Here is a 16,821-nt window from a genome sequence, read left to right on the forward strand (position 1 = left end):
AAAAAATTATGTCTGAAAATAAAAACCCAAAAGTAAAGTTTAATCCGTGGTTAATTTACGGTCTTGTTCTTGGTTTATTCTTGATTTTAAGTTTATCTAATAGTAATGGATTAGATTTAAGTAATCCAAAACCGACGACCTTATCTAAATTTTATGATTTTCTTGAAGCAAATCAAGTGGATAAAGTCATTTTTAGTAATACTAAAGCACAAGTCTTTTTAAAGAAAGAAGCATTAGGTGATAAAGAACATGAAAAAGCGAAGAATGATATTTTAGGTAAATTAGACCCTAAAGGGCCACATTATTATTTTGAAATAGGAAATTCTGAGTTATTTCAAAAAGAATTGATTGAAGCGAAGAAAAAAGGACTTATTAATGATTATGCAAAAGAGCCTGAAGGAATTTGGGGAGATGTTTTATCATTGCTATTACCCTTCCTTTTATTAGCAGCCCTTTGGATATTCATGATGAGAAGAATGTCTGGTGGAGGAACAGGCGGAGGTGGTCAAATTTTTAGTATTGGAAAATCAAAAGCTAAATTATTTGACGAAAAAAACGACGTTAAAGTTACATTTGAAAATGTTGCAGGATTAGAAGGTGCTAAGGAGGAAATTGAAGAAATAGTTGAATTCTTAAAAAACCCTGAAAAATATACTTCAATAGGAGGTAAGATTCCAAAAGGAGCCTTGTTAGTTGGGCCTCCAGGAACGGGTAAAACATTATTAGCTAAAGCAGTAGCTGGAGAAGCGAAAGTGCCTTTCTTTTCATTGTCTGGTTCTGATTTTGTGGAAATGTTTGTAGGTGTTGGGGCATCACGTGTTAGAGACTTGTTTAAGCAAGCAAAGGAAAAATCTCCTGCTATCATTTTTATAGACGAGATTGATGCAGTCGGAAGAGCTAGAGGTAAAAATAATATGTCTGGTTCAAATGATGAAAGAGAAAATACATTAAATCAATTATTAACAGAAATGGATGGTTTTGGTACAAATACAAATGTAATTGTATTAGCAGCAACTAATAGAGCAGATGTATTAGACAAAGCATTAATGAGAGCAGGACGTTTTGATAGACAAATTTATGTAGATTTGCCAGACATTAGAGAACGTAAAGAAATTTTTGAAGTACACTTAAAACCGATAAAAAAATCTGAAGCTTTAGATACAGAGTTTTTAGCAAAACAAACACCTGGTTTTTCAGGAGCTGATATAGCAAATGTTTGTAATGAAGCAGCCTTGATTGCGGCAAGAAAAAATAAAAAAGCAGTAGATAAACAAGATTTCTTAGATGCTGTAGATCGAATTGTAGGTGGTTTAGAGAAGAAAAATAAAATAGTAACACCTGAAGAAAAAAGAGCTATTGCTATACATGAAGCTGGCCATGCAACTGTGAGTTGGATGTTAGAGCATGCCGCGCCATTAGTAAAAGTTACTATTGTACCTCGTGGTCAAAGTTTAGGAGCAGCGTGGTATTTACCTGAAGAAAGATTAATCGTTCGACCGGAACAAATGCTAGATGAAATGTGTGCCACTATGGGAGGAAGAGCAGCTGAGAAAGTAATTTTTGATAAAATTTCTACAGGAGCATTAAGCGATTTAGAAAAAGTAACTAAACAAGCGCGCGCTATGGTTACCATTTACGGTTTAAATGACAAGTTAGGGAATATTACTTACTATGATTCTTCGGGTCAAAGTGAGTATAATTTTTCAAAACCATATTCTGAAGAAACCGCTAAAGTCATAGATGATGAAATTTCATTATTAATAGAAACACAATATAAAAGAGCTATTCTTTTATTAGAAGAAAATAAAGATAAATTAATTCAGTTAGCTGATATTTTAATTGAAAAAGAAGTTATTTTTAAAGATGATTTAGAAGCAATTTTTGGAAATAGACCACATGAAAGAACAATGGAAATTCCTGCTGAATAAGATGTTATAAAAAATAGAATTATCAATTTTAAAAAAACTTAGTTCATTATCCTTAAAGAACTAAGTTTTTTTTTATCTTTGGTTCGCGCAACCACAATATACCTACTAAAAATACATGAGTCTTTTTAGAAAAATTTTTGGGAACTCTGGCAATGCAAAGAGCAATAGAGATGAAGAGAAAAGTCCATATGCACCAGAAGTAAAATTACCCATAGATGAAATGTTTACTCACCATTTTAAGAAAAATGGTGGCAAGTTCTTGTATTGTGAAAACTTAAATGAAGTTTCTGAGAATTTTATTAATATTTTGGAAGAAAATGATTGGTTTGAGAATGAAGTAATTTGTTATGAACCCCAATTATTTCATTTGTTAGACGAAAATAAATTAACCTATCAAAATAACTCTAAAGAAGCTAAGTTTTACTTTTCTACCTGTGAAAATTTAATTGCAGATGAAGGTTCTGTCCTTTTTTCATCAAATCAATTAAAACATTTCAGACCCGCAGATTTACCTACTAACATGGTGGTTTTGGCCACAACTAGTCAATTAGTGGCTAACAAAAGTGAAGGACTACGTCATATTAAGAATAAATATGATAAAGAATATCCAACAAATATTACTACAATAAAATACTTCGAAAAAGTAAAAGAAGAAGACTTTTTGCACTACGGAAGTAGTCATAAAAACTTATACTTGCTTTTATTAGAAGATCTTTAATATGAATGAAACATTAAAGAGAGCTATTTCAGGTGCTGTTTATATTATTTTATTATTAAGCTGCATTATGTATTCTAAAGGGAGTTTAGCCATTCTCTTTGGTATATTTTTAATTTTAGGCGTTTATGAGTTTTGTAAATTAGCCTCAATCAATGTTTATATAGCTATTCCAGTTGCCAGTTTAATGTACTTTTTCCTATGGGATAAAATACAAATAAGTATTCAGTTATGGACTATTTTAAGTGTTTTTTCAATACTTATAGCTATAAAATTATTACTGTATTTGTTTAACCCTAAAAAGACAAAATTTAAAATTATGACGCGTTATATTTTGTTGTTAGGATATGTTGTCGTACCTTTTATATTAACAAATTACATCTCTATTGGAAAGGGAAATAGATATAATGAAAAAATTCTAATTACTATTTTTATTTGTATATGGACCAATGATACTTTTGCATATTTAGTAGGTAAGAATTTTGGTAAAAGAAAATTATTTCCAAGTGTTTCTCCTAAAAAAACAATTGAAGGTTTTATAGGAGGGATAGTATTTACAATTATTTGTAGTATCCTATTATCTAAATATTATATTGAAACAAAAAATGTATACATTTGGATTGTAATAGCTATCATAATTAGTATTTTCAGTACACTAGGAGATTTAATAGAATCTAAATTAAAAAGAGTAGCAGAAATTAAAGATTCTGGAAATATTATGCCTGGACATGGAGGTATTTTAGATCGCTTAGATAGTATTATATTTGTAGTGCCGTTTATTAATTTGTTTTATTTAATTTTATATTATGTTTCATAAAGAAGGAGCCAAAATTATTTTAATAACACTAATTTTAGTAGTAGCTGTTATTTTTGCATCAGATTATATTACAATCCAATGGTTACGAATTGGTGTAATTGTACTTGCATTAGTGTTTTTAGTATTAATTCTTCAGTTTTTTAGAAATCCTAAAAGAGAAACTGATAATAGCGATAATCATATTTTAGCACCAGTTGATGGTAAAGTAGTAGTTATTGAAGAAGTATATGAACCAGAATACTTCAAAGACAAACGATTAATGGTTTCTATTTTTATGTCGCCTATTAATGTACATGTTACTCGCTATCCTGTTAATGGAGTAGTAAAATATAGTAAATATCATCCAGGGAAATATTTAGTAGCTTGGCATCCAAAAGCTAGTGAAGAAAATGAACGCACAACAGTTGTAATTAATAATAGAGTGTATGGCGAAGTAATGTATAGACAAATTGCAGGAGCTTTGGCGCGTAGAATTATTAATTATGCCAAAGAAGGAATGCGAGCAGTTCAAGGAAAAGATGCAGGGTTTATCAAATTTGGTTCTAGAGTGGATATTTATTTGCCTCTAGGAACAGAAGTTAACGTAAAATTAGGCGAGAAAGCAATAGGTGCTAAAACAGTTATTTGTAAAAAATAATGAGTGAGAAAGATTTAGATACTTTATTTGATGAGGCTTTTAATAATGCTCAATTAATCCCTCAAGAATCTGTACCACAAAATGTACAACTCGTTTTGTATGGGTTATATAAACAAGCAACAAGTGGTACTTCAAACATACAAGTTCAAAATCCTCAAGACTTAATAAATGCATTTAAGTTAAACGCTTGGATTCAGGTAAAACATCTTACTATAGAAGAAGCAAAACAAAATTATATTGATATTATAAACGAATTGATGCGAGAACGTAATCTATGATAAAACAGTACTCTTTTTCTATTCTTTTACTATTATTTATTTCGTGCAAAGAAAAAACAGATTTGGTCGAAGTAACACTTCCTGAACCTGAAAAACAGGTAGCAAATCAATTTGGTAGCCCGCTTGATGTAAAAGCATCAGGTAAACCGTTTGAACTAATCTCTTTAAACTTTAATTATGATGCGCTAAAACCTGTATTGGAGGGTAATACAATGGAATTGCATTATGCCAAACATTATTTAGGGTATACCAATGCTTTAAATAAAGAACTCATTAATAAAAAAGAATGGGAAGCCAAAACAATTGAAGAAATTCTAGCTAAAGTTTCTGATAATGATATTACATTAAAAAACAATGCAGGAGGTTATTATAATCATTCTCTTTTCTTTGAAATTTTAGAACCTAAAGGCGCAAAAATGCCAAAAGGAGATTTGTTAGAAGCAATAAATAAGAATTTTGTCTCTTTTTCAGCGTTTAAAAATAAATTTATTACAGAAGGCATGCATCACTTTGGGTCTGGATGGGTCTGGTTAATTCTTACCAAATCAGGCGAATTAAAAGTGGTAACTACATCAAATCAAGACAACCCTTTACTGTTTGATGCAAAAAATAAAGGAATTCCAATATTGGGAATTGATTTATGGGAACATGCCTATTATTTGGATTACCAAAATAGGAAAAAAGAATATTTAGAAAATATTTTTGATATTATAAATTGGTCCGTAGTTGCTAAAAAATACGATAACTTATTGCTTTCGAATCTACAGTAGCAGATTTTTTTGAATGGAAGAATTACTAGATGAAATAATAAAATGTAAACATTGCAAAGACTTTTTACCGTTAGCACCTAATCCAGTTATTAGAGCAAGTGAAACTGCAAAAATTCTAATTGTAGGACAAGCACCAGGAATTAAAGTACATCAAACTGGAATTCCTTGGAATGATCCTAGCGGAAATCAACTCAGGAAATGGCTTAATATTTCTAATGAGGTATTCTACGACACTTCAAAAATTGCTATTGTTCCTATGGGATTTTGTTATCCTGGAAAATCAAAAACTGGAGATTTGCCTCCTAGAGAGGAATGTGCGCCTCTTTGGCATAAAAAATTACTTAACCAAATGCCAAATATAGAATTAACACTGCTTATAGGCCAATTTGCTCAAAAATATTATTTAAAAGAAAAATGTAAAAAACAACTAACTCAAACAGTTGGTTCTTTTGAAGAATATTTACCAAAATACTTTCCATTACCACATCCTTCGCCAAGAAATCGATTTTGGATACAAAAAAATCAATGGTATGAAAAGAATATAATACCTATTCTTCAAGAAAAAGTTAGTGAAATACTTTTAAAATAAAAAGCCCAATCTATTGATTGGACTTTTTTAGTATAAATTGAGAATTATTTTATTTTTCAAAATCTTTTAAAGTGTTGATTATGATTCCAACACAATCTAACAATTGATATTCAGTCATTACTAATGGCGGAGCAAAACGAATAATGTTGCCATGTGTTGGTTTCGCTAACAAACCATTTTCAGCTAACTTCACACATATGTTCCAAGCTGTTTCGCTTTCTTCACTATCATTGATAACAATTGCATTCAATAAACCTTTTCCCCTTACTAATGAGCAAATAGAACTAGTAGCAATATATTTGTTTAATTCAGATCGAAATAATTGTCCTAACGCTTCAGCATTTGAAGCTAGGTTTTCTTCTTTAATAACTTCCAATGCTGCAATGGCTACAGCCGCAGCTATTGGATTTCCTCCAAAAGTAGAACCATGCTGACCAGGTTTAATTACATTCATGATGTTGTCATTTGCTAATACTGCAGACACAGGGTATACACCTCCTGATAAAGCTTTCCCAAGGATTAAAATGTCTGGTTGTATATTTTCATGCTGTACGGCTAATAACTGACCAGTTCTTGCAACTCCAGTTTGTACTTCATCCGCAATAAATAAAACATTATTTGTTTCACATAATGCTTTAGCCTTAGTTAAATAACCTTCATCAGGAACAAAAACACCGGCTTCCCCTTGTATAGGTTCTACTAAGAAACCAGCAATATTTTTTGAAGAAGTAATCACTTTTTCTAATGCATCAATATCGTTGTAGGCTATTTTGATAAAACCAGCGGTATAAGGGCCAAAGTTTTTGCGAGCATTTTCATCATTAGAAAACGAAATAATTGTTGTAGTTCTTCCATGAAAATTATTTTCACAAACAATAATTTGTGCTTCGTTTTCAGCAATTCCTTTCTTTTCATATGCCCACTTTCTACAGATTTTTAATGCTGTTTCAACAGCTTCAGCACCCGTATTCATAGGTAACACTTTGTCAAAGCCAAAATATTCGGTAATGTATTTTTCGTAAAGACCTAATTTGTCATTGTAAAAGGCTCTAGACGTTAACGTTAATGTTTGCGCTTGTTGTGTCATTGCATCTATTATCTTTGGATGGCAATGCCCTTGATTTACTGCTGAGTATGCTGACAAGAAATCATAATACTTTTTTCCTTCAACATCCCAAACAAATACTCCTTTTCCTTTACTTAATACCACAGGTAGTGGATGATAGTTGTGTGCACCAAATTTGTCCTCTAATGCAATAGCTTCTGCCGAGCTCATTTTTTGTAAAACTGACATGATAAATTTATTAGATTATTTAATCTTCAATTCCTTCTTAAAAGTGGAGAGAAATCATCCGTATTACAAATGTAAAAAAAATACCCCATTTAGCTTCTTTTTACAATGATTTTACTATTTCTTGAAATATTACAAACAACCTCTGTTCCAATTAAAGACAGAGGCTGTACTATGATTTGGGATAATTGGGTTTATACTAAAGTGGCTGTTGATGTAATTTCTGTATCCAATAATTTCGATATTGGACAATTTTCTTCCGCTTTTGTGACCAATTCTTGAAATTCTTCATTGGAAATGTCTTTTATTTTTGCTTCTACTGTTAAATACGATTGAACTATTGTGCCTTCTGTTAGTGTAATATCACATTTGGTTTTAATTTCATCAATTGTAAAGCCTTTTTCTCCAATAAATGCCGATAATTGCATGGTAAAACACCCAGCATGTGCAGCGGCAACTAATTCTTCTGGATTGGTACCCACACCATCCTCAAAACGAGTTTTAAAAGAATATTGGGTATTGTCTAAAGTTTTACTTTGTGTTGAAATTGTTCCTTTTCCAGTTTTTACATCTCCGTTCCAAACGGCTGTTGCATTTCTTTTCATGTTACTTTTTTTATGTTATTCTTTAAAGTTACTTAAAATAAAACGTGAAAAAGAAGGATTAACATTGCTATAAGTAAGATTTAAAAAAGAATTAACTTTTGTATAATATTTAAGCCTATATTCCTCCGTATAATTCTAGTAATTTTGTAACCGTGTTCCAATTGCGAATAGTGGCAGTTAGTAGTAATTTTTTTTCAATATATTTTTGATCAAATTTAGTCTTTCCTGCACCTTTATCATACTTTATAAAAATTTTATTACCATCTATTTGACATTCATCAGGTTTTACCTGACTCATTTTTAGGTCATTCATTGCTTCTTGTGTAATGGTTTTTGAAAGAAAAGCGACATAGAGTTTCTTGGTGTCAATTTCTTTTTCTTTTAGAAATATATTATTTGAGAAACAATCTTCTAAATCTTTTTTGTGAATAACAATAACGGGTACCTCATGTCCAAAACATTTAAAAATTTCTTGCTTAATTTGAAAACCTACTGCAGCAGCATTCGTTTCTTCCGATTTTACAAAGACGTTACCAGATTGAATGTATGTTTGTACATCTTTTAAACCAATGTTTTCCAATGCTTTTTTTAAAGCATCCATTTTAATCATATTGTGGCCTGAAACATTAATACCTCTTAAAAGCGCTAAATGAATTGTCATCTTTTTCTTGTTTATTTTTTATGCAAAAATATATAAATTAAATTTTAATAATTTTTATAGAAATAATATAATTTTTGTTAATTTAGTTTATTATTTAAACCCAAATCCTTATGAATAAAAGAATACTACTTTTTTTAGTATCATTTTTTTTATTAGCTATATCTTGTAACCAAAAACCAAAAGAAATAGCTGAAAATTCAAAAATAGAAGATGCTAGAAAAAAGCATGAACTTTTTTTGGAGAATAACCCTTTTAAAAAAGTATTTAATTTATCAAAAGCTGAAAGAAAAGCAGCTGGACTACCACCAAATAAATATTTTGAACAAGAATGGTTGCTTGAAATGAATCCTTACATAGGAAGACCTACTCCTGAAAATATTTCTCAAATCAGAAAAGATATGGAATACGATAAGTTGCTAGCTGCTACTATGAGAATTCCAGGAGATGGAACGGATAATAGTTGGGTAGAAAGAGGACCTAATAATGTAGGAGGAAGAACAAGAGCCCTAATTTTTGACCCAACAGATACCAATACTGCAGATGGTATAACGGTTATAGCTGGTGGAGTAAGTGGTGGTTTATGGAAAAACACTAACATTGCAAGCGCTGCTTCTAGTTGGACTAAAATGCCCTTACCTGAACATTTGAATGTGCAAAATATTACCATAGACCCAAACAATACTAATATTTGGTATGTGGGAACTGGAGAATCGTATGTTTTTGGAGATGTTAACGGAAATGGAGTATGGAAAACTTTAGATGCAGGTTTATCTTGGTTTCAAGTTTTTGGAGGAGGAACACTTACATCTGTAAATCATCAAATACAAAGATTACAAATTATCACTCCTTCAAATGCTACAGTGATAGGAAATTATACAACAGGCTTGGCTGGTTTTGGGAACACACCTATAAGTCCTATTACAGCCCCAATAGCATTGGTAAATGATGGTGTAGCACCTACTGAAGATGCTTGTTCTGCTTTGCCAGCAAATTCAATGAGTGGTAAAATTGCTTTAATAAGAAGAGGAAGTTGTTCTTTTGAATCTAAAGTAGTAATGGCTGAAAATGCAGGTGCTGTGGCTGCGATTATTATGAATAATGCTGCTGGTGCGGGCGTTTTTACTATGTCTGGAGATGGCTCAGGAGCAACAATACCTGCTATTATGGTCTCTAAGGAAGATGGCGATTTATTAATGGCAAACTTAACTAATTTGACAGGAACAATTAATCCACCAATCCAAGGAGAGTTTTCTGGTTTAGAAGTGCAAGGTGTTCAAGTTGTAAATGATGTTGTTACTCGAAATAATGCTGGAACTACAGAAATTTTTGTTGCGTTAGGTGATGGATATTACGGAGGAATAGGGGCGAATACTTATTTTTCTCCAACCACTTTTGGTGTATATAAATCGACTAATGGTGGTGAAACCTGGACAAAAGCTACGTTTCCTTTAACACCTAATGGAAATGCAATTTGTCCTAACGATATTGAAATAGGAACCGATGGACGTGTATGGGTCTCTTCAACGAATAGTTGGACTTATGGAGATGGAGGTGGTAGGGTTTTTCGTTCTACTGATGGAGGTACTACATTTACATTGGTACATACGGTTACAGGAAATGGAGGAGGCGCAAGAGTAGAATTGGAAGCATCAAATACTAATCCAGATAAGTTTTATATTTTATCTGAATTGTCTCAAGCTAATGCTAGTTCGCCTACAATAGAAGTGAAATTAGAAATGACCACTAACGGTTTTGGTACTGTTTCTTCAGTTACTTTACCACCAGCTTCTGGCGAATCGCGTCTTACAACCTATGGGTTTACAGGAGCTCAAGCCTTTTATGATTTAGTATTAGAATCAGACCCTAGCAATGATGCTGTTATTGTAGCAGGAGGAATTAATTTAGCTAAATCTACTAATAGTGGTTCTTCTTGGACGCAAATCTCCAATTGGAGTAGCGCTAATTTAGTACACTCAGATCAACATGCAATCGTATTTAATCCAAATAATCCAACAACAGTTTTATTCGGAAATGACGGTGGGATATATTATTGTCCTAATTTATCTCTTGCTACTGGCACAACAGCAAATATAACTTCAAGAAATACAGGTTTTAATGTGACACAATTTGTTGGTTTAGCGGTTGCACCTCTAGGACAATCAGGTACTTCTGGTGATTTCTTTGTTGCTGGAGCACAAGATAATGGGTCTAATTATTTTGCAGCAGGAACCACTTCAAATACAGGGGCTACAGCAGGAATTAATCCTAGTATTGAAGTACAAGGAGGAGACGGTGGTATTCCTTTAGCATCGCAAGATGGTGATAAATATTATATCACAAATTATGTGTACAATCAAAGTATGAATAGACGCGGTATTGGTGGAGCTTATAGTACTAAAAGTTTAGAGACAACGCAAGCTGGTATGTTTTATCCAGCGATGGCTCTAGATTCTAATCAGGATATAGTCTACTCTGAATTTTATGATTATGGAACAGGTGCCATTCAAATTAGAAGAATTTCTAACTTTTTAGGAGGAGCACCAGCCTCAAGAACTAGTTTAACAAATGCATTATTAACCGGAATTCCTACGGCTTTAACAGTTTCGCCTTACACCACAGCTTCTTCTAAACTATTTGTAGGTACTATAAATAGTAAATTATTACGCGTAACTAATGCAAATGGAACGCCTACTTGGACAGATATTTCAGGACCAAATTTTATAGGAAGTGTATCAGATATAGAATTTGGAGCTAATGAAAATCAGATTTTTGTAACATTTCATAATTATGGTGTTACCAATGTTTGGTATACCCCAAATGGAGGAACTAATTGGTTTAATATCGAAGGAAATTTACCTGACTTACCCGTAAAATGTTTCATTCAAAACCCTTTAGCTTCAAACGAATTAATGATTGGAACTGATTTAGGAGTTTGGTATGCGAATACTTTTGATCCTTCTGCTACAAATGATCAGGCTTTGGTATGGAGACCATCTTATAATGGTATGAGTAATGTAAAAGTAACAGACATGGATATCCAAAAAGATTTGAATAATCCAGGGAAATTTAGTGTTTTTGCAGCGACATATGGTAGAGGTGTTTTTTCAGCTGATTTTTGGTATTGTGGAGCTACTACAACAACTTGGAACGGTTCTAGTTGGTCTAACGGAGTGCCTAGTCCTAAGACGGCTGTTGTTTTTGCTGGAAATTATAATTCAACGGCTAGTTTAGATGCTTGTTCTGTAGTGATTAATACAGGAACTAATGTAGTTTTTAATTCAGGTCATACATTACGAGTTGGAGATAATATTACCGTAAATGGAACAGGTACCTTAACTATCGAGAATAATGCGGCCTTAATTCAATATGCAAAACATGCCGTTAATACGGGCAACATAATTGTAAAAAGAAATTCTGCACCTATGGTTCGATTAGATTATACGGCTTGGTCTTCACCAGTTCAAGGGCAACAATTATTAGCTTTTTCACCAAATACTTTACCCAATCGCTTTTATGAATATTTATACACAGGAACAACAACACCTACGGCATATCAAACAGTAGATCCGACTACTAATTTTATAACAGCTAAAGGATATATTATTCGTGTAGACAATAATTGGAGTGCTTCCACTCCAGCGCCTTATAATGGTGTGTTTACTGGTGTGCCTAATAATGGAATTTGTACCTATCCTATTGGTAAAGGATTTAATGTAGTGGGCAATCCTTATGCATCTCCTATAAATGCAGACGAATTTATTCAAAAAAACGCTAAAGTTAGAGCTTTATATTATTGGACACATACTGCACCAGCAGTAGGAGGTGTTTACCCTGTAAATAATTTTGCTTCCTATACTCTTTTAGGAGGTGTTGCAGCCGCAGCTGGTGGAGCCACACCAAACAATATTATTCAGGTAGGGCAAGGTTTTTATGTAAGTTCGCTAGATGCTTTTTCTGTTGAATTTAATAACGAAATGAGAAGAGATGCTATATCTTCTACTCAGTTTTTTAGAGCATCCACCACAACAAATCAAGAGAAACATAGAATTTGGTTAAATCTAAATGCATCAAATCATCCTATTAATCAAATTTTAATTGGGTATATGAATGGCGCTACAAATAATGTAGATTCTTCTATAGACGGATTAACATTAGAGGACTCTAATTCTAAGCTATATAACTTAATTAATAGTAAAGCCTATGTAATCCAAGGAAGAAGTATGCCTTTTACTGACCAAGATGTAGTGCCTTTAGGTTTTATGGCTAATGAACCAGATACCTATACCATTGCATTAGAAAATTTTGACGGATTGTTTGATGCACAAGATATTTTCTTAAAGGACAAAATGACTAACGTAATTCATGATTTGAAATCAGGAGGTTATCAATTTTCTTCTCAAGCAGGTATTTTTGATAATCGATTTGAAATTGTTTATAAAAACAGTGCATTGAATACTACCGATTTTGACACCGAAACGACCATCAATGTATTTACAAATCAAAATGGAATTAACATACAATCCTCCTCTTTCATCAATGAGATAATTGTTTATGATATACTTGGAAAAGTACTATTAAATAGTAAAAATATTAATTCGAGAGCATATACTAATGCATCAATTCTAAGAAGCAATCAAGCTTTAATTGTAAAAGTAATCGATCAAAATGGTAAAATGGTTACTAAAAAGATCGTTTATTAATATCTAATTATTAAATAAGAAGAAGGCTATCATAAGAGATAGCCTTTTTATTTATAAAAATAGTTGTTGTCTTACTTTTTCTAAAACATTATTTTTTTTGGGAAGCAGTAAAACGATGAGTAAAGGACCTAATCCATGACATAAACGTACGATTGTTTCAAAACCATATTGATGCATTGTGTCAAAAGGGAAATCTATTGAAAAATTAGCCACAATTCGAGCAAAGGCAGTTAAAAAGCCCCAAAAAACAGCATAAATAGCAGTTATTTTTGTTATTTTTCTAATAAATAAAAGGGGTAAAATAAATAAATCAATTACACCAGCAATCCACAAGAAAGTTCTGGCATGTGCTTCAGAAAAACCTAAAATGGAAATAGTCATATCTATAAAATTTCCTGGAACAGGATAAAAACCTAAAGCATATAATCCATGACAGAGAAAAGTAATTCCTATCAGCACTTTTAAAAAAACGAGTGCTTTTGGTAACGAAAATGAATTAGAATAAATATATAATAACAAGATGGGTAATCCTAATTGCAAACTGTGCTCAAAATACTGACCTAATTGAAAAAAAGATTCTTTGGTAAATAGAAACACAACAAAAAACTGCCAAACGGTAATACCAATAATCATTCCTTTATGCCATTTTTTTGAATTTTGATGGTAAAAAAGTACTAAAATTGAAACAATAAAATAAAGCACTCCAATACTTTTGATAATGAATTGTATGTTCGTGTCTGTGGTAGTATCACTTACAAAATCTTCCCAATCAATTTGAAACCAATTTAATACAGGACGCATTAAATCTTCATACCATAAAATAGCTCTATAAGGCATATCCCAAAAAAAATGCTGATAGGCTCGGGCTAGAAAAATGGTAAATACAGATAGTTTAAGAACAAAGATGCTTTTAGAATTCATTATTTTTTTGAAAGCAATGATACACTTTTGATTTTTCTAAAACATTACTGAAATATGTCTATTTTGTTAAATAAATTTTAAGATTATTATAAAATTATTAAGTTTTTTTCAATATAAGATACTTCTTGATTATCCGCTTACTTTTACATAGCAAACAAATAGAACAATCATGAAAAAAAGCTACCTTTTATTTTTATTATTGAGTTATCTAACCAGTTTTAGTAACAATGATAAATACCGTATTATCTTATCAGATAATCCAAGTACTACTATTACTATAGCTTGGAACCAAATTTCTGGGACTAACCCAATGGTGTATTATGGTACAACCGATTTTGGAACCAATTGGAATTCCTATCCAAATAACAAAACTGTAGATAGAGCAATAACTTATAGAGGAATGAATAATAATTTCTCTAGAATTTCTGGCTTAACAGCAAATACAGCCTATTATTTTGTAATTAAAGACAGTCAAGGAACCAGTCAGCGTTTTTGGTTTAAAACCGCACCCAATGATTTAAGTCGTTTGTCTTTTATTGCTGGTGGCGATTCTAGAAATAACAGAACACCACGTCAAAAAGCAAATAAATTAGTAGCTAAATTAAAACCACATGCGGTGTTTTTTGGAGGCGATATGACAGATAGTGACAATGATACTCAATGGAAAGAATGGTTTGATGATTGGCAGTTAACTATTGCTACAGATGGAAGAATGTTTCCTATTATTCCCGCTAGAGGAAATCATGAAGGAGCATCTACTATTTATAATCTATTTGATACGCCTACTCCCGATTCGTATTATGCGATCACTTTTGGAGCTAATTTAATACGAATGTATTCACTAAATTCTGAAATTTCGGTAACGGGTAACCAAAACACATGGTTAAACAACGATTTACAAAATAATACGAATGTCATTTGGAAAGGAGCGCAATACCATAAACCGATGCGTCCTCACAATGCCGCTAAATCTGAAGGAACGAGTGTGTATAACGCTTGGGCGCAAACATTTTATAATAATGAAGTGCGAATGGTAGTGGATTGCGATTCGCATACTGTAAAATCAACTTGGCCTTTAAAACCATCGACACAACCAGGTAATGACGAAGGTTTTGTAAGAGATGATAATAACGGAACCGTTTATCTTGGTGAAGGTTGTTGGGGAGCACCTTTACGAGCTAATGACGACAATAAAAGCTGGACTAGAAATTCAGGTTCGTTTAATCAATTCAAGCTTATTTTTGTGGATCAAAATAAAATTGAAGCCAGAACCATTAAAATAGATAATGCAGATACAGTAGGTTCTGTTTCTAATTCAAATCCCTTTACTTTACCCACTAATTTAGATGTTTGGAACCCTAGTAATGGCGCTGTAGTTGAAATTTTTAAAAATACCTATCAGGCAGCACCTCAAATTGAGTTAACCAACATTATTGACGGACAATGTTATGATGATGGTAATGCGATAGCCGTAAATGTAAATGTCATTGAAGATGGAGGTGGTATTGTAGATGCAAAACTTTATATTGATGGTAATTATATTACTTCTGATGCTATAGCTCCGTATGCATTTACGTATAACTTTTCAGCAGGAATACACACTGTTACTGTAGTTGCTACTGATGGAAGTAATCGTACAGCTTCTGTGTCACACTATATTTATGTTGAAAATTTCACCAATACAGAAACCTTTTCTATTCTTACGGGTGACGATGATGTAGAAGAAGCACAAGATGGAAGATTATATACAGATAGTTCCGATTTAGAATTAACGTACGACAGTTATAACGGATTATTGTATCAAAATATTGGATTGCGTTTTACTGATATTCGCATTCCACAAGGAGCAATCATTAACAGTGCTTACATTCAGTTTACAGTAGACGAAGCGAATAGTGCTACCTGCGAATTAGAAATAGCAGTAGAAAATACAGAAAATGCTACCGAATATGTGGAAGCCTTGTCTTATGGCGTTAGCTCAAGAAATTATTATGCAACCACGGTGAGTTGGTCTCCAGTGGCTTGGCCAACAACAAATCAAAGTGGTGCTGGACAACGTACCCCTTCATTAGTTAATTTGGTACAATATTGTATTAATAAACCCAACTGGCAAAACGGCAATGCCATCGCTTTTAAAATAAAAGGAACAGGAGTAAGTTTGACCAATACATCTGCGAAACGTGTAGCCGATTCTTTTGAAGGAGGTTCAGCCAAAGCGCCTAAACTAGTGGTAAACTATTCCTATTCTTGTAATACATTGGCTAAAAAACAATTTGAAAAACAACCTGAAATTACAGTTACCACTTCAAACCAAACTATATCTGTAGCTTATTCAGAAGAAATTAAAACAGTAACAGGCTATGATATCACAGGAAAAGTAGTATTTCAGAAAGAAAATATCAATCAAACTTCGGTTCAAATTGAAGGAATTCAAAGTAACAATCAAATCTTATTGATTACAACCGAAACAAAAGAAGGGAAAATCCTTTCTAAGAAGATTATATTTTAAATAGTAATTTCTCTTTTTACTTTAAAACCCGATAAGACGATACTGTTTGTCGGGTTTTATTTTTTAAAGTGAGTATTGAAAAATATAATTTTCATTATAATCCATTTCAAATATTCCTAAAAATGTCCAATATTCTTCTCTGAAAGATTTTTTTAAACGAATTTCTTCTTAGATTTTGAAAATCTAGTCAGAAACGAATGTCGTTCTACTCAGATTTCGAAAATCTAGCCAGAAAGGAGTGTCGTTCTACTCAGATTTCGAAAATCTAGTCAGAAAGGAGTGTCGTTCTATTCAGATTTTGAGTATTTAAGCCGAAGCAGATGCAATTCTATTGGGATACCAAAAAAATATTGGCAATAAAAAGACAAATCCTTTAGGGATCATCTATTAGTAAAACCAT

At 32.2% G+C, this 16,821-nt stretch carries 13 protein-coding genes; 9 read left to right on the forward strand and 4 right to left on the reverse strand.

Going from position 1 to position 16,821, the window contains the following annotated elements; genetic code table 11:
- Positions 1–8: 8 nt before the first annotated feature.
- The 7 genes from ftsH (at position 9) to CX675_RS12305 (ending at position 5,734) form a co-directional block, all read left to right on the forward strand.
- On the forward strand, positions 9–1,928 hold the full coding sequence (gene ftsH / locus CX675_RS12275; RefSeq protein WP_130735535.1) for an ATP-dependent zinc metalloprotease FtsH: 1,920 nt from the start codon (positions 9–11) through the stop codon (positions 1,926–1,928).
- A 115-nt stretch (positions 1,929–2,043) separates the two neighbouring features.
- Positions 2,044–2,646, forward strand: coding sequence for an LUD domain-containing protein (locus CX675_RS12280; RefSeq protein WP_130735536.1), 603 nt, complete (start codon positions 2,044–2,046; stop codon positions 2,644–2,646).
- Position 2,647: 1 nt separating this feature from the next.
- On the forward strand, positions 2,648–3,460 hold the full coding sequence (locus CX675_RS12285) for a phosphatidate cytidylyltransferase (RefSeq protein WP_130735537.1): 813 nt from the start codon (positions 2,648–2,650) through the stop codon (positions 3,458–3,460).
- Positions 3,450–4,097: a phosphatidylserine decarboxylase family protein gene (locus tag CX675_RS12290; protein WP_130735538.1), complete on the forward strand. Its 648-nt coding sequence runs from the start codon at positions 3,450–3,452 to the stop codon at positions 4,095–4,097. Before CX675_RS12285 ends, CX675_RS12290 begins: the two co-directional genes overlap by 11 nt.
- Positions 4,097–4,375 (forward strand): acyl-CoA-binding protein, encoded by a 279-nt coding sequence (locus tag CX675_RS12295; RefSeq protein ID WP_130735539.1) that lies wholly within the window; start codon positions 4,097–4,099, stop codon positions 4,373–4,375. Before CX675_RS12290 ends, CX675_RS12295 begins: the two co-directional genes overlap by 1 nt.
- Positions 4,372–5,145: a superoxide dismutase gene (locus CX675_RS12300; RefSeq protein WP_130735540.1), complete on the forward strand. Its 774-nt coding sequence runs from the start codon at positions 4,372–4,374 to the stop codon at positions 5,143–5,145. The genes CX675_RS12295 and CX675_RS12300 overlap by 4 nt, the downstream gene beginning before the upstream one ends.
- Positions 5,146–5,158: 13 nt before the next feature.
- Positions 5,159–5,734 carry a uracil-DNA glycosylase family protein gene (locus tag CX675_RS12305; protein WP_130735541.1) on the forward strand — a complete coding sequence of 192 codons (576 nt, stop codon included), beginning with the start codon at positions 5,159–5,161 and terminating at the stop codon, positions 5,732–5,734.
- 49 nt (positions 5,735–5,783) lie between these two features.
- Here CX675_RS12305 and rocD read toward each other — a convergent pair whose 3' ends face one another.
- The 3 genes from rocD to CX675_RS12320 form a co-directional block, all read right to left on the reverse strand.
- Positions 5,784–7,028: an ornithine--oxo-acid transaminase gene (gene rocD, locus CX675_RS12310; RefSeq protein ID WP_130735542.1), complete on the reverse strand. Its 1,245-nt coding sequence runs from the start codon at positions 7,026–7,028 to the stop codon at positions 5,784–5,786.
- A 191-nt stretch (positions 7,029–7,219) separates the two neighbouring features.
- Positions 7,220–7,630, reverse strand: a complete 411-nt coding sequence (locus tag CX675_RS12315) for an OsmC family protein (protein WP_130735543.1) — start codon at positions 7,628–7,630, stop codon at positions 7,220–7,222.
- A gap of 115 nt (positions 7,631–7,745) precedes the next feature.
- Positions 7,746–8,291, reverse strand: coding sequence for a DUF1697 domain-containing protein (locus CX675_RS12320; RefSeq protein ID WP_130735544.1), 546 nt, complete (start codon positions 8,289–8,291; stop codon positions 7,746–7,748).
- 110 nt (positions 8,292–8,401) lie between these two features.
- Here CX675_RS12320 and CX675_RS12325 point away from each other — a divergent pair, with 110 nt between their 5' ends.
- Entirely contained in the window at positions 8,402–12,991 is a 4,590-nt protein-coding gene (locus CX675_RS12325; RefSeq protein ID WP_130735545.1) for a PA domain-containing protein, read from the forward strand.
- 51 nt (positions 12,992–13,042) lie between these two features.
- Here the strand turns inward: CX675_RS12325 and CX675_RS12330 are convergent, their stop codons facing one another.
- Positions 13,043–13,912 (reverse strand): hypothetical protein, encoded by an 870-nt coding sequence (locus CX675_RS12330; protein ID WP_130735546.1) that lies wholly within the window; start codon positions 13,910–13,912, stop codon positions 13,043–13,045.
- Between the two features lie 169 nt (positions 13,913–14,081).
- Here CX675_RS12330 and CX675_RS12335 point away from each other — a divergent pair, with 169 nt between their 5' ends.
- Entirely contained in the window at positions 14,082–16,421 is a 2,340-nt protein-coding gene (locus tag CX675_RS12335; RefSeq protein ID WP_130735547.1) for a fibronectin type III domain-containing protein, read from the forward strand.
- Positions 16,422–16,821: the final 400 nt, after the last annotated feature.

Origin of the sequence: Flavobacterium sp. J27 (assembly GCF_004303025.1) — a bacterium.
GTDB lineage: Bacteria > Bacteroidota > Bacteroidia > Flavobacteriales > Flavobacteriaceae > Flavobacterium.

What these genes read in the sequence shown, in the direction of transcription:
- CX675_RS12290 (WP_130735538.1), top strand. Translation starts at nt 3,450, where the DNA reads ATGTTTCATAAAGAAGGAGCCAAAATTATTTTAATAACACTAATTTTA.
- CX675_RS12315 (WP_130735543.1), bottom strand. Translation starts at nt 7,630, where the DNA reads ATGAAAAGAAATGCAACAGCCGTTTGGAACGGAGATGTAAAAACTGGA.
- CX675_RS12280 (WP_130735536.1), top strand. Translation starts at nt 2,044, where the DNA reads ATGAGTCTTTTTAGAAAAATTTTTGGGAACTCTGGCAATGCAAAGAGC.
- ftsH (WP_130735535.1), top strand. Translation starts at nt 9, where the DNA reads ATGTCTGAAAATAAAAACCCAAAAGTAAAGTTTAATCCGTGGTTAATT.
- CX675_RS12325 (WP_130735545.1), top strand. Translation starts at nt 8,402, where the DNA reads ATGAATAAAAGAATACTACTTTTTTTAGTATCATTTTTTTTATTAGCT.
- CX675_RS12285 (WP_130735537.1), top strand. Translation starts at nt 2,648, where the DNA reads ATGAATGAAACATTAAAGAGAGCTATTTCAGGTGCTGTTTATATTATT.
- CX675_RS12305 (WP_130735541.1), top strand. Translation starts at nt 5,159, where the DNA reads ATGGAAGAATTACTAGATGAAATAATAAAATGTAAACATTGCAAAGAC.
- rocD (WP_130735542.1), bottom strand. Translation starts at nt 7,028, where the DNA reads ATGTCAGTTTTACAAAAAATGAGCTCGGCAGAAGCTATTGCATTAGAG.
- CX675_RS12335 (WP_130735547.1), top strand. Translation starts at nt 14,082, where the DNA reads ATGAAAAAAAGCTACCTTTTATTTTTATTATTGAGTTATCTAACCAGT.
- CX675_RS12295 (WP_130735539.1), top strand. Translation starts at nt 4,097, where the DNA reads ATGAGTGAGAAAGATTTAGATACTTTATTTGATGAGGCTTTTAATAAT.
- CX675_RS12320 (WP_130735544.1), bottom strand. Translation starts at nt 8,291, where the DNA reads ATGACAATTCATTTAGCGCTTTTAAGAGGTATTAATGTTTCAGGCCAC.
- CX675_RS12330 (WP_130735546.1), bottom strand. Translation starts at nt 13,912, where the DNA reads ATGAATTCTAAAAGCATCTTTGTTCTTAAACTATCTGTATTTACCATT.
- CX675_RS12300 (WP_130735540.1), top strand. Translation starts at nt 4,372, where the DNA reads ATGATAAAACAGTACTCTTTTTCTATTCTTTTACTATTATTTATTTCG.